Below are 13,412 nucleotides of genomic sequence, written 5' to 3' on the forward strand. Positions count from 1 at the left end.
AACCCAGATCTCAAAGGTCTCGGCCCAGAAGCCCGCGCCGTACCGCCTAAGCGGTCGGCGTCGGGAGTACGTCACAAAATAGCGCTACAGAAATTCTCGATCGGGCGAGTACGAAATCCCCCGGAATCCCCGATCGCCCCGCCCACAGAGGGCAATAAAAATCCCGGCAAAAACCTCGCCCCGCGCGCCGCCACTGCCACACCAAAAAAAACGGGAAAGCGGTCAGGAGATGTTAAAACCTCTGCTGACCGCTTCCCCGTTTTTTGTTAGAGTCGGAGCGGCGGGATTTGAACCCACGACCCCTACCACCCCAAGGTAGTGCGCTACCAAACTGCGCTACGCCCCGACAACGATTTACAATCATAGCACGAGATTTTTGCAGATGCAAGGGGTTTGCTAAAAAATTTTTAATCCTTTTGCGGCGCGCACCAATTCCGGCAGGGGGGCGGGGGGCCAACTGCACTCGCAGCGCCGTCCCCGATTGAGGATCAGGTGCAAGCGGTAGGCATCGGGATAGCCTTCCACTTCCATCCACAACCAGTCGCTTTCGGCTTCACAGGCGATTTTTTCTTCATCCATCAACTCATTCGCCATTTGAGTCATGGTGTGGGCAAGCTGACCCAACAAGCGACAAAAATCGTTTAACTCCTCTTCGGTGAGTTCGATCGCCCAGTCGTCGCCGCCGACTAATCCTTTAAATTCCGCCGCTTCTGGATCCCAGCCAATCCGCCACCCGGGTCCGCTTTTGATAATTCGATTCATGCTCGATGGTGCCCTGTTTGAAATTCGCGATAAATCCTTAATTGCAAAGGGATTAAAGTTTCAGTAAATCTGCATCTCCCGGTTCTGGGAGGGGTGCAGGGGAATCCGGTGCCCTGGGCGGTGGGGGTGTGTCTTCTGCTTCAGGGGCAGGGGAAGGTTCGATGTTGTCGTAGTTGGGATTAAAAATCGTCACCAGGACATAGATGAGTTCGTCGCGCTGCTGGCGGTTAAGCTGGGCGATCGCCGCGCGATCGCGTTCCAGTGGGTTTTCCTCCAACAGGTCGTATCCCGGATATTCCACCGGGTCGATCTCCTGATTTGCGCCTAAATAGTCTGCCAGGGTGAATTTCCAGTCCAAGCGGAACATGGGCAGGCGATTTTTTACGAATAGGTGATAGGCGATTATCCGACTAGCGAGGGTATTGTCGGCATCCACTTCCCCGGTTTCTTTCTGAATGTAGTCATTTTCCCGGGGAAAATCGGGCAAGCGTTGGTACACTTGCCGCCAAGCTTCCCGAGGATCCCGGCGTCGCCGAGGCGGATCGGGAGCCACATCTTGGGCGATCGCCCGGGATGGGGCAAAGGGGGTCAAATGCCCTGGGGCAATGAAGTCCGACCCACCCCAGGTTAGACTGACCACGGTGACACAGAAGGCGGCGATCGGCCAAAACAGTTTTTTCGAGCGTTTTATCCACCGTTTCACTGTTCGCATTTTCCCCAAGTTTCGCGATCGCTTTTCCCTTCGATAGTCTATTCCCCGATAATTTCCGGTTGCGTCAGCTCATCGGACATTTCGATAATCGCTCGCATTACCGGCTTTAAAATCGGCTCGTCCCAACTGTCAAAGTCTTCATAGCGCCGACGTTTGGCTCGATTCGCCACTTGTACCGTAATCCGATATCGATTTGGTGCGGCATTAACCAAATCCTCTGCTCGTCGCATCAGATGCATGGGATCCAACGAACTTGATGAAGATGAACGCTTTTGCATAGAGTAGAGTGATTGGCGAGAGAACCTCTCTAGTTTATCAATTTGATTTGAAAGTGACCGCTTGGGCTTTTTGGATTTCACAGGCGATTGCTCCAGTATGGATTCGCTACCAGTCATTAACAGAATTTTATCGAATCGATGTATTTTGTTATATAAATGTAAAGAATTAATACAGTCACGCAGGGAGTTGAATTCGTAATGCAGGTCATGGCAACATCTTCTGAGCAGCGATTTCGTCGAGTCCTCAACCCGGCTCTCAAAATCGTGGCGTTAGGGGATAGCATCATTTACGGTTTTGGCGATCCCGTGGGCGGGGGTTGGGTGGAACGACTGCGACGGGAGTGGATGTTGCCCGACAGCGCCGGTCACGTACTTTACAATCTCGGGGTGCGCGGCGATCGCGTCTCGAAAGTCTCTATTCGCCTCGAACATGAATTTCGCAATCGCGGGGAACTGCGCAACCAAGTCCCGGATGCCATCATTCTCTCGGTGGGGGTCAACGATACGGCGCGTCTGGGACACAGCAGCGGGCGCAATTTCACCCCGTTTGACGCTTTTGGCCAAGAACTGGCTCATTTGCTCGATCGCGCTTTGGCGCTTTGCCCGGTGTTCTTCGTGGGCATGGCACCGGTGGATGAAAGCAAAATGCCGTTTTCCAATTGTTTGTACTTTACCCAGGCGGATCAGTATCGCTACAAAACCGCGACCCAACAAGCTTGCGAAGCACGCAACATTCCCTATCTCGATATTTTTGACCTGTGGTGCGATCGCGGGGAACAATGGTGGCGATCGCGTCTCGGAGACGATGGACTACACCCCAATGTGGCGGGTTATCAATCTTTACTCGCAGATGTACTCCACTGGCGTCCCTTCACCGAGTTAGTCGGCGTCGGCGAACCCTCCTACCAAGGGTAAGGGGTCAGAACATGTCCCCCGGCGTCGCTGTGGTAGCGCTCAGAAACCAGGAATCGCGCGCCAAATCCTGGAGACGCTATGAATCGCGTCTCTACAGCCACCTCCCTAGAGTCAGTAACCCGGTTTCTGGTCATGGGATGGGAAATCTATAAAAAATTGCTAAGGGTGCGGGCAATTCGCCAGATTTATGTTGATTACGGGTGGCGGCGATCGGCATCGCCAAGGGCAGCAAACCGAGGGGATATGCGACGGGGACAAGAAACCCGCCGCGATCGCGCGTCCCAACCTGCGAACAGTCCAATCACACACGAAAATACATTTGCAACCATGCTGGAGTTACTGAGTTCGGGTGTCTTATCCCTCTGGCTAGAGACGTTAGGGGTAAGCATTTCCCGCGAAGAGGCTATCGAGTTATTGGCAGGACCGGCGATTCCGGGACAGGTGTTCGCCACGATTCCCGATCCGCCCACAGAACGTCAGGTGCAAGACTATTTAGAGCAATTGCAGGCAAAAGGATTGTTGGCAGACACTCAGGGGGTCTGGGTGCAGTCGAGTCATCAACTGCTCGTCAATCATCGAGGGACCATTCCAGTGCCGGCAGCTTCGATTACCAAGGTGGCCACTTCTTTAGCAGCGGTGCTCACTTGGGGCCTCGACCATCAATTTAAAACCGAAATCAGCACCACGGGAACTCTCGAGGGAGGGGTCTTACAAGGAGATTTAATCCTTACCAACGGCAATGACCCGTTGTTTGTCTGGTCCTCGGCGATCGCGGTGGGAAATACCCTAAATCAAATGGGCATTCGTCGCGTCACCGGCAATTTGGTAATTGTGGACAATTTTTCGATGAATTTTGTCGAAGCGGACCCGCGTGCTAGTGGGGAATTGCTGAAAATTGCCTTGGATTCGAGCCAATGGACCCCCGAGGCACAAAAAGCCTATGAGAAAATGGCACCGGGTACCGCAAAACCCCAGGTGGCGATCGCAGGCAATATCGTGACCTCCAATGCACAATTGTCTGAGCAAACGGTATTGTTGCGCCATCATTCTCTCCCCTTGGCTGAGTTATTGCAACAGATGAATATTTACAGCAATAATGTGATGGCCGAGATGCTCGCTACGGCTTTGGGCGGCCCGCAAACCGTGCGCCAACTTGCTGCTGAGGCGGCGGGCGTCCCACGAGAGGAAATTCAGTTAATTAACGGATCCGGTTTGGGTCACGAAAATCAAATTTCCCCCCGGGCGGCAGTTTCGATGTTTATGGCGATTCAACGCTATTTGCAACCGCATGAAATGACCTTGGCTGACTTGTTTCCGGTTTCCGGACGCGATCGCGGCACGATGGATTATCGTCAAATTCCCCCCGGTTCGGTGGTGAAAACCGGCTCGTTATGGGATGTGAGCGCTCTGGCGGGGGTCCTTCCCACGCGGGATAAAGGCTGGATTTGGTTCGCCATTCTCAACCGAGGGGATTATCTCATGGGATTTCGCGATGCTCAAGATAAGCTGTTGCAGCAGTTATTGCAAGGATGGCAGACGTCGTTGCGTCCTCCCATGCCCCCGAAACCCTGGAATGCCGGCCAGGTGAATGCTCGCCCTCTAGATGCGGCGACTCGCACTGAAATTATATATAAAATGGGGGGATAGGGTAACGTTTGAGAATGGGCAGCTTTCACTCTAGGGTGGAGGATCGGGGGTCTTTTTCTCACTTAAAATCGGCGGTCGAGTTCATGTACCCTGAGATCCGGGGGAATCGCTGTGGTAAAAACAATTTTTTACAGCTATTCCTCCGGAGATTATATTCGCCCGAGTCGGTCGGCACAAGGGTTGCTGGGTTTGCTGGCTAGCTTCCCCTCGGCGGGGTGTGTTTTAACCAAAAATTTCCCTACTTTGCGGTGAAAGGGTGGCAGAGTGGGCGATGCCCACCCTCCCGGAAACGGGGATAGGATTTGGCGATCGCGCGCCGTGCTCACCGTATTATTCCTCATCAAACACCCAGCCTGCTTCCTCATCCCACACTTCGTCATCCTCTGGGCGCGCGATCGCCTCATCCCAGTCCGATCCTTCCATCTCTTCGCGCGCTTCTGTCTCCCTCGCGCTCGAAATGGACTCGATAGGGGCAAGATCGCTCGGGAGATAAACGGTAAACGTCGAACCCGCGCCCAATTCGCTTTCCACGAGCAAATCCCCACCCATGAACTGACATAAACTGCGACTGAGAGCCAGTCCCAGACCGGTACCGCCATATCGCCGGGTACGAGAAGAATCGACTTGGGTAAACGGCTCAAACAAATTATTCATTTGTCCTGCTGTCATGCCAATTCCGGTATCCCGGACGCGAAACGAGATCCAATTTTGACCCGTTTGTGTGGCACTCCCAAGCGCAGTGGGAGAGGAATTCAACACCTGGAAATTTGGTGCGGTTTCCCGCGCGATTTCCACCGCGATTTCCCCCTGTTCGGTAAACTTCGTGGCATTATCTACCAAATTCCACAACACATGCACCAATTTAGTGCGATCGGTGCAAATCGTTCCCACATCCTCTGCACCTTGCACGGTTAACCGATTATGATTTGTCACCAGTTTGTGTTCGATTCTCTCGAACACTTCCTCCATGAATTCAACTACCTCAAAGCAAGACACCTCTAACTCCATTTTGCCGATTTCTAGCTTCGAGTAATCCAAAATATCCCCGATCGCCATCAGCAAATCTTGACCGGCTTTATTAATACTCTGCAAATCTGCAACAAACTCTTCATCCTCAATGCCCAAATCTTTGGCATCTTCCTGTAGTAAATCGCTGTAACTAATAATCGTGGTCAAAGGGGTGCGAAGTTCGTGGCTCATATTCGCCAAAAACGCGCTTTTGGCTTGGTTTGCTGCTTCGGCTTCGGTTTTCGCCCGGTGCAGTTCGGCTTCAAAGCGCTTGTGTTCGGTAATATCTCGGGCAAAAATACAATTATACTCTTTTGAATTGACTTCAAAATAATTAATTGTAATTTCCACGGGAAATACATTTCCTTCTTTCGTGCGATGGCGAGATTCGAGTCGAACTGAACCGAATTCTTTAATTTCGTCCCAGTAGTCTTGCCAGACTTCCGGCGGTAAATCCGGGTGAATGTCATGCACGCTTAACGACAGCAATTCTTCCCGGGAATAATTTAAGGCCACACAAGCGGAATCATTTACATAGAAGAAGCGACCTTCTGGTGTCAGCCAAAATACCGAGTCGGCGGCGTTATTAATGGAAAATTCCAGCACATCTCGGGTTTCTTCGAGCTGCGTGCGGATGTGAATTTCATCTTGCAATTTGCCGATCGCTTCGGTTAAATCTTTCGTGCGTTCCTGCACCCGGCTTTCCAATCGTTCGTTGGCAATTTGCAGTTCGGCTTCGGCATTTTTGCGCTCGGTAATGTCAAATCCAACAAACACCGCTGCATTGCCTTGGTGATATTTTTGCGAGACTACTAAAAAATGCCGCGTCTGTCCGCCAACCGGCATCTGGATTTCCTGTCGCGCTTCTTTTACCGGATTGGCAAAAAATTGAGGCACTAATTGGTTAAACCGAGCAGACCCTTGTAAAAAGCCAATCCTTTTCCCCACAAAAGTGCCCGGTGCTTTATTGAAGGTTTTGGCTAAATATCCGTTAACGCCGAGATATTTTAAATCGGAGCTAAACCAAGAAATGCAGCCAGGTACGGCATCCAACACGGCTTGCAGTTGCTCGTTTGCCGATTCGAGTTCGGTTTGAGTTTTTAGGCGATCGTGGGTTTCCAAGGCTAAAGCAGTGTAATCGCCAATGGAAGCGGCAAAATTCTGTTCGCCTAACTTCCAGCGTCTCGGAGGGCCGAGATGTTCGCAGGATAAGAAGCCCACTAGCTGACCGCCGATGCGAATCGGTACGGTTAACATGGAGGAAATGCCCAAGGGACGCAGATATGACTCGGCAAATTCTTGGGTTCTCGGGTCGCTCAGGGCATTATTGGCGGCGATCGCCCGTTCCCCGTCTAAGGCGCGGAAATAATTCGGATAGTTTAGGGTGAGCAGAAAACTGCCGGCAGAATGATGACTCAGGTGGCGTTCGTACAGTTCGATGCTGCTAATTCGCGAGCGATCGTCGTTGTAGAGCCACACCCCTACTCGTTGCACCCCCAGGGTCTCGGCGGTGGCTTCCGTGATTTCTCGCAAGGCGGCTTTGAGATTTCCCCCGTTTTGCGTCTTGCTGCGGGCGAGTTCTACAAGCACTTCGCTTTGGCGGCGCAGTGCTCGTTCGTCGGTGTGGGAACGAGAGAGGGATGCACTGGGAGATGCCGGGGTGGGGGTTTCGATGGGGTCGGGAAGCGGCTGTTCTTGCGGTGTTCGCTCAGTGGCGATCGCGGATCTAACCTCTCGCAAAATCAGCAATCCGCCAATTTCACCCCCCGGGTTTCTCCAAGGATGTGCTTCCCATTTCACCGTTTCCATACCTTCGCCCACCGGATGCGGTTCTTCCCATTTTTCCACGGATCCGGCCAAACAGGCAGCTTGTACCTCGCGCCAGCGATCGCGAACCCTTTGCGGGTCTGTATGGTCTCGGGGGTGTTCTCTGTTGGCTCTCGATGGCTGTAGCATGGGCAAGAATTCGTAATGAGAGCACCCCAGAAGGGAAGGCGATGTCTGGTCAGGGTTTCCTGACCCAGGGGCAGGCTTGCGCTTTTGGGAATTCTCGGGGTTTGAGTTGGGAGGATGAAGGGGAAGGCTTCTCTCCTCTATCCCGCAGGCGATCGCCCATTGACGAGACATGACCAGGTAACGCATCTGGCGATCGACTATCGCCACTGCTCTAGGGACATTTTCTAAAAATACGGAAAACAGATCTCGATTTGCTTGAGAGTACATGGGACAGTTCCAACAGCTCTGTTAATCAGGATAAATCGGAGCATCTGACCGAGACGCAGCCTGCACCTGTCACTGTTGTAGCAAGGGATAAAATTTTTGACCGAATGCGAACTCACCCCTATGAGCGATCGCCACTTGGGGTGCTCCCCCATTCCCGGCTTTTCCCTTGCTGCTATAAATGCAATTATAACGCAAAATTCGTGGGGGCGTTGGTCTGCCCTTCCCCCCCACCTAACGGCAATCCTGCCGAATTTGCGAACTCGAACCCTTCTGCAGGCCGACTTTTGAAACCTTTTTTGATTTAAAGTTTACATTTCTAAACGGTTTGTCGCCCTAAACGTTAAGCTTTGTTGCAAAATGCGACGATCGGCGAAAGTAATGGTAACGTCTTATGAGTGGCAAGCGATAGCCGCAGATCCAGAAAGGAGAACACTTTGGCTTCAACTATGAATCGTTATCCATCCTGTTCAATTCGTGAAGACATCAGTGAGTACGTGGCGCATCTTCAGCTTCACATGACGTTACAAGCCCGCAATTTGGTGCCGACCCTCAACCCGGAAAGCGAGGATAGTCGAGCGCAACTGTTGCAACAAACTCAGGCGTTGTCTGAGAAGCAAGTCTCTCGACAACCCATCGAGTTGTCTGAATGAACCCCAGCGGCGTTGCCGAATAAAATTTAATGAATTTCAAAATCGGAGCTTGACAGCTCTGATTTTTTATGCTTTTACAGCCGATTCCAGCCACAGATCTCAGCAGCACTGACCCACGAATTCTCTATCTGAGCATCCCTGGCGAAGCTGGCGATCGCGCCCGATCCACTAGGGGCACGCCGATTGTGGTGGTGTGAATCCAGGGCATGGGAATGTTCCTATCATCGCGCCAGCGCAGCGATCGGCTTGCCCGATTAATGTTGTCCGTCTAACGTGGTTCGATTGTCCAACCAATCGAAAATCCGTTCGAGCTGTTCGAGAGAAACTAGCCCATATTGCCACAAAATCATCGGTAGCGGACCGACATTTTGCTCGCAATAGCGCTGCGCCATCTCGATAGAAGACGGTGAAATGGCGAGTTCTTCTTGTAAAAATCGAATCAGTTGGGGATAATTGTTATAGAGTTTCACGGCTAATTTTGTTAACGAATGATGAGCTGAAGTTAATAATGATTTTCATCCCTAAGAGGTGTGAAAAGCCTCTACCTCAGGGAAGGAAAGGTAGAGGGAGAAAAGGTAGATATTCTGTAACGGGGAAGGAGTTTGGCGCACCAGGTTTGACCGCTGTCAACCCCCCGGAGAAACGTTCTCGAAAGAAATCGCGCAACCGCCACGAAATCCCCGCAAACACTAACGATCGCTTTCGCTGAAGTCGAACGAGTGAATACTGACGAGAATCAATCCTCGGGGTTTCGCCCTATAGCCACTACAACGGCTTTGTTTGGCGATCGCGGCGCTACGGATCCACCAGCGGCTCCGAACGAATAGTCCGATCGACATTTAAACTACAGCAAATCCCGCTCGACTCTTAAAAAGTCAGGGTCGGTAAGGGCGAGAATGGAAACCCCTGTCATTGATGTATGGAAAGGCAAATCTCTCCCTTGCACCAACAACCGCCCCACCGGGCATCCTTACATGGGATACAGGTGTCCATCCTCTGGGTGGAGTTTATTTTCGATCGCCCCCTCTTTGCCTCCAACAGCGCGATCGCGCGTCGCCGTGCCACGGTGCGGGGCCGCTGGTCAATGTTACGCTTCTGTCCTTTCCACCTGTACGGCTGTAACTGAGATCCGGCTATTTAACATCTTGGTTCTAAAGCCTGGAACTGGCAGCGTATCCCAGAGATTGAACGTTAACTTGTCGGCGTAACCTAGACCGAATTTGTCTCAGGCGGGTCAGGTGTTAGTACAAGCCCACCACTGAATTCCTGGGATTGGCTCCTACGGAGTTCCTGATACCACAGGCTGAAAGTTTCGGTGATTGGGTTTTGACTCACTCCCCACTGCAAGCAGAATTAGACCTTTATCCCTTGGGAAAAACCCCGCTCAGATAAAGGTCGCTCGAGAAGCTTAGCATATCAATGCGCCTCTGGCATCGATTATTTTACAACAAAAAATGAACCCTAGAGTGGTGGGTCAAACCCCTCATTTTCAGTAAAATTGCCGAGACTCGGCCATCGATTTGCAATCCAATCTAGAAAGAAACCGGGTTTAGGCATCTAATTTGATGCTAATGAGTTCTAATTGGGGGAAGAAACCCGGTTTCTCAACCTCTACTTTAGTGACCCATACACATCATCGTTGTAAATGAATACCCGATCGCCAATTCGGCGATCGCGGTTTGGGGATTAAATCCGCCGTTATTTACCCTCGGGTTTGAATTAAACGCGCTTAATTGCCAAACTGTTGAGGTAGGCTTCGGGATTTTCGGGGTCAAATGTTTTGTCGTCAAAGAAGGTTTCCAAGCCGCGCGAGGTGCTGGTGGGAATATCGGAAAATCCGGCTTCTCGAGCAGCTTCGCGCCAGAGGTCTTCCCGGTTGACGCGATCGATAATTTGCTTGGCGGTATCGATATCGCTGATTTGCTCGCGGTGGAAACCCCAGCGAATCGTTTCGGTGAGGAACCACAAATCGTGACTCTTGTAGGGATAAGATACGTTACCGCGCGGATCGGTCCAATAGAGCGGCCCCATGTTTAAATCTTCAATTTCGGCTTTGCCATCCCCCATTTTGTAGTTGCCGGCATAGGGGGGTTCGAGTACCGCTACGGGAATGTTAAAGTAGTTCGGACTGGAGACGATTTGAACCATTTCGGCGCGGTTTTCTGGCTTGTCGCACCACTGCTGCGCCTCCATAATGGCTTTTAATAAGGCTTTGGTTGCTTTGGGATGTTTGTCCACCCAGTCTGCACGAATCCCTAAGTATTCTTCTGGGTGATAAGGCCACAGTTCTGAGGTCAAACCTGCCATGAACCCGATATCTTCGGCGATAATTCGGAAGGGCCAAGGGTCTCCGGTGCTGAAGGCATCCATCGAGCCATTTCGCATCCCTTGAACGGTTTCTGCAGGGGGTACGGCAAGCAGATCGATATCTGTATCTGGATCGATGCCGCCTGCGGCAAACCAATAGCGAATCCAAAAGTCTTGGTTCACATTGGGAAAGGTATGGGCGGCTTTAAATTTGCGCCCTTCGTTGGCAGGAAAACTTTTAATATATTCGGCAGCACCGGAGAGATCCATGCTGAGTCCTTGACCTTGGTGAATGTCGGCGATCGCGATCCCGTTTCCGTGGGTATTTAATTGCGCGAGGACGTACATCGGCACTTTTTGGCCGTTGGTAATAATCCCTTCGCTAATTAAATGCGGCATCGGCATCTGCCACTGTCCGCCATCGATTCCTCCACCTTGGGAACCAAGGGTGACCTTATCCCTAGCTGAAGCCCAGTTTGCTTGTTTGGATACCTCTACGTCGGTCATTCCGTAGCGTTTAAAAAAGCCTTTTTCTTGGGCAATTACCAACGGAGTCGCTTCCACAATTGGAATGTAGCCGAGTTTGATGCTTGTGGTTTCGGGCACTTGTTCGGGACTCAGTTCGATCGCTTCTGCGTCGGCGGACATATCCGAGGCAGAAGGTGAATTTCCTAAACAGCCTTTGAGCAATACGGAACCTACTGCAGAGGCTCCAGCAGTTAACAGGAATTTCCGGCGAGAAAATTGGCTTGAGAAGTTGCTCATAATTTATCCTGGTTGCATGTTGGAGTGGGTTTCAGTTGTCCGCTTCGCGATCGCAAAGGCTCTGGGCGATCGCCTCTTTATTTCGATGCAACCTACTGCAATTTACTGATGGGCAGGAAACCCGGGGATTCACATCAATTAGAACATCACGTTTCCCCCGGAGGCAATTGATTCACGAACTCAACCCTATGTCATTAGATGAGTTTATCTGGCAGACTCGGTTGAGTTTTGGTTAAAAACCAGCTTACAACCTTGAAAGCCTCATTGGCTAACCCATCTGGCTAAAATATAAAATAAATCTTAAATCTTGTCTATAAGCATTTATTGTGGGTTATTTTTTTAGTAAAAATACCTACTTATGTGTCCAGTTACGGTATCATGGTAACAACAGAGTTGACCTGATAAATCAGACCCCTAAAACACTCAGTTTTTCGTCAAAACTGCTAAAAACTCTTGTGTGGGAGCGATAATGACAATAAAACCAACTCTATATTAAACCGTTTGTAAAGTTTTGTATCGCGTTGAGGCGGCTCTGGCAGATCGATGGAGTTCAATAAATCTTCAGGATAGAGTGAACTTTATCTGTTGCTTGGATTCAGCGCCAATCCGACTGGAAAAAATACTTATTACGACCATTCAACCGCGTCGGTGCAAGGGTGGTGTGGCTCCACCTTTCTAAAGGCGGGGATTTATCAGTCCTATCTCGACTCGATTGGGTATCAGACCCACACTGGTTGAATGCATCCGCAGCAAATAAGCAAAATTACTTACCGTCTTCAGCGTTTCCCAGGCTCCCAGGGCACCCCTCAAGGAGTCCAAAATCATCCATCCAAAGACACGGCGGGGGTTTTTTGCCTCAAACCGGGCAAAATTTTGGTAGAATAATTAATCAAGCAGACCGGAGAAAAATTAGCGATCGCGGCATGGAAAAGTGGAGCAAGATAAGGCGATCGCCACTGTAGAACCCTAGACCGTTTAACAAAAATCATCAGAAAAAGCATTCGCGCCAACCATCCGAGATAGAAATGAGCCGTAATCCAGAATTTAAAAAAAAACCGCCTTTCATTCTAATTGTCGATGAAGATGCATCCAGGCGGGGGTTGCTCGTTCGCGCCATGCAGAATGAAGAGTATGGGGTTTTCGAGGCATCGAATGGCGAAGAGGGTCTGAAGCGCGCGCGCGAATGCAAACCAGATTTAGTCTTGCTCGATGCCGACTTGCCAATCCTCGATGGTTTCGAGTGCTGCGGTCAAATCCAATCGATGATGGGGGAAACCGCGCCGGCGATTTTAATGATGATTGTGGGCAATGACAACGCTGCTATCGATCGCGCCTTTGAGGCGGGGGCCACGGATTTTCTCTCGAAACCCATCCATTGGACGGTATTGCGTCAGCGTGTGGGACGGATTTTGGCCTCGCGCTGGGCGATCGCACAACTGCAGCGACAAATCCAGCGCGAACATCTGTTAACCGAACAATTGGAACGCGCCAATCAACAGTTACAACGTCTTGCTTTAATCGATCGCTTGACTCAAATTGCCAACCGTCGCTACTTTGACCAACACCTCAGCCAACAATGGAATCAACTCGCCCGCGAAGAATCGTCTCTCTCTTTAATCATGTGCGATATAGATTGGTTTAAGTCGTATAACGATACCTACGGTCATCAAGCTGGGGATGAATGCCTGCAAACCATCGCCAATTTACTGAGTGACTCGGTGAAGCGAGCGGGAGATTTGGTAGCGCGCTATGGCGGGGAAGAATTTGCGATCGTCCTGTCCCATACCGATACGAAGGGAGCGTTACAACTAGCAGAATCAATTCGAGAAACTCTCAAGGAGCGAGCCATCCCCCACAAGAACTCTCCCATTAATGACGTCGTAACCCTGAGCTTAGGCGTGGCCAGTATGATTCCCACCCCAAAATCCTCGGCCAACAAACTGATTGCCGAAGCTGATGATGCCCTCTATCAAGCAAAAGAAAGCGGGCGAGATATGACTTGCTTGGCACAAAGTACAGCTACCTAATAGAAACAGACGCTTGTCGGCAAAGTATGATTCAACCCCAAAAACAACAAAGCCCCCTTCAAGAAAAGAAGGAGGCTTTGCGTAAAAATTAACCGGGCACCGAGCTATTTTCCCAGGA

The 13,412-nt window shown here is 50.8% G+C and carries 13 protein-coding genes and 1 tRNA gene; 6 read left to right on the top strand and 8 right to left on the bottom strand.

Features of this window, described 5'->3' with window-relative positions; translation table 11 throughout:
* Positions 1 to 270 (top strand): hypothetical protein (locus AC0QH1_RS07700; RefSeq protein ID WP_324630442.1); only part of this gene is annotated, 270 nt, incomplete at its 5' end.
* A gap of 2 nt (positions 271 to 272) precedes the next feature.
* Here AC0QH1_RS07700 and AC0QH1_RS07705 read toward each other — a convergent pair.
* From AC0QH1_RS07705 to AC0QH1_RS07720, 4 genes are all read right to left on the bottom strand, one after another.
* Positions 273 to 346 (bottom strand) — tRNA-Pro (locus AC0QH1_RS07705).
* 50 nt (positions 347 to 396) lie between these two features.
* On the bottom strand, positions 397 to 762 hold the full coding sequence (locus AC0QH1_RS07710) for a DUF1818 family protein (protein ID WP_324630443.1): 366 nt from the start codon (positions 760 to 762) through the stop codon (positions 397 to 399).
* A 52-nt stretch (positions 763 to 814) separates the two neighbouring features.
* Complete coding sequence (locus AC0QH1_RS07715; RefSeq protein ID WP_324630445.1) at positions 815 to 1,465, bottom strand: hypothetical protein; 651 nt, start codon at positions 1,463 to 1,465, stop codon at positions 815 to 817.
* A 47-nt stretch (positions 1,466 to 1,512) separates the two neighbouring features.
* Entirely contained in the window at positions 1,513 to 1,752 is a 240-nt protein-coding gene (locus AC0QH1_RS07720) for a DNA-directed RNA polymerase subunit omega (protein ID WP_324630446.1), read from the bottom strand.
* Positions 1,753 to 1,950: 198 nt separating this feature from the next.
* Between AC0QH1_RS07720 and AC0QH1_RS07725 the strand changes: the two genes are divergently transcribed.
* Both AC0QH1_RS07725 and AC0QH1_RS07730 read left to right on the top strand, forming a co-directional pair.
* Entirely contained in the window at positions 1,951 to 2,667 is a 717-nt protein-coding gene (locus tag AC0QH1_RS07725) for a GDSL-type esterase/lipase family protein (RefSeq protein ID WP_324630447.1), read from the top strand.
* 78 nt (positions 2,668 to 2,745) lie between these two features.
* Positions 2,746 to 4,314 carry a D-alanyl-D-alanine carboxypeptidase gene (locus AC0QH1_RS07730; protein ID WP_324630448.1) on the top strand — a complete coding sequence of 523 codons (1,569 nt, stop codon included), beginning with the start codon at positions 2,746 to 2,748 and terminating at the stop codon, positions 4,312 to 4,314.
* Between the two features lie 330 nt (positions 4,315 to 4,644).
* Here AC0QH1_RS07730 and AC0QH1_RS07735 read toward each other — a convergent pair whose 3' ends face one another.
* A complete protein-coding gene (locus tag AC0QH1_RS07735; RefSeq protein ID WP_324630449.1) occupies positions 4,645 to 7,545 on the bottom strand; it encodes an ATP-binding protein in 2,901 nt (966 codons plus the stop codon).
* Between the two features lie 446 nt (positions 7,546 to 7,991).
* On the opposite strand from AC0QH1_RS07735, the gene AC0QH1_RS07740 reads away from it, so the two are divergent.
* The gene (locus tag AC0QH1_RS07740) at positions 7,992 to 8,195 is read left to right on the top strand and encodes a hypothetical protein (protein WP_324630450.1); all 204 of its coding nucleotides are present in this window, start codon (positions 7,992 to 7,994) and stop codon (positions 8,193 to 8,195) included.
* A gap of 254 nt (positions 8,196 to 8,449) precedes the next feature.
* Here AC0QH1_RS07740 and AC0QH1_RS07745 read toward each other — a convergent pair whose 3' ends face one another.
* Together AC0QH1_RS07745 and AC0QH1_RS07750 are read right to left on the bottom strand one after the other, a co-directional pair.
* Positions 8,450 to 8,665, bottom strand: a complete 216-nt coding sequence (locus AC0QH1_RS07745; protein ID WP_324630451.1) for a DUF2949 domain-containing protein — start codon at positions 8,663 to 8,665, stop codon at positions 8,450 to 8,452.
* A 219-nt stretch (positions 8,666 to 8,884) separates the two neighbouring features.
* Positions 8,885 to 9,034 carry a hypothetical protein gene (locus tag AC0QH1_RS07750; protein ID WP_324630453.1) on the bottom strand — a complete coding sequence of 50 codons (150 nt, stop codon included), beginning with the start codon at positions 9,032 to 9,034 and terminating at the stop codon, positions 8,885 to 8,887.
* A gap of 80 nt (positions 9,035 to 9,114) precedes the next feature.
* Between AC0QH1_RS07750 and AC0QH1_RS07755 the strand changes: the two genes are divergently transcribed.
* A complete protein-coding gene (locus AC0QH1_RS07755; RefSeq protein ID WP_324630454.1) occupies positions 9,115 to 9,321 on the top strand; it encodes a hypothetical protein in 207 nt (68 codons plus the stop codon).
* Positions 9,322 to 9,914: 593 nt separating this feature from the next.
* On the opposite strand, the gene AC0QH1_RS07760 is transcribed toward AC0QH1_RS07755, so the two are convergent.
* Positions 9,915 to 11,267: a CmpA/NrtA family ABC transporter substrate-binding protein gene (locus tag AC0QH1_RS07760; protein WP_324630455.1), complete on the bottom strand. Its 1,353-nt coding sequence runs from the start codon at positions 11,265 to 11,267 to the stop codon at positions 9,915 to 9,917.
* A 1,025-nt stretch (positions 11,268 to 12,292) separates the two neighbouring features.
* Here AC0QH1_RS07760 and AC0QH1_RS07765 point away from each other — a divergent pair.
* Positions 12,293 to 13,294 (top strand): PleD family two-component system response regulator, encoded by a 1,002-nt coding sequence (locus tag AC0QH1_RS07765; RefSeq protein WP_324630456.1) that lies wholly within the window; start codon positions 12,293 to 12,295, stop codon positions 13,292 to 13,294.
* The last annotated feature ends 118 nt before the right edge of the window (positions 13,295 to 13,412 follow it).

This window comes from Phormidium sp. CCY1219 (genome assembly GCF_055795085.1).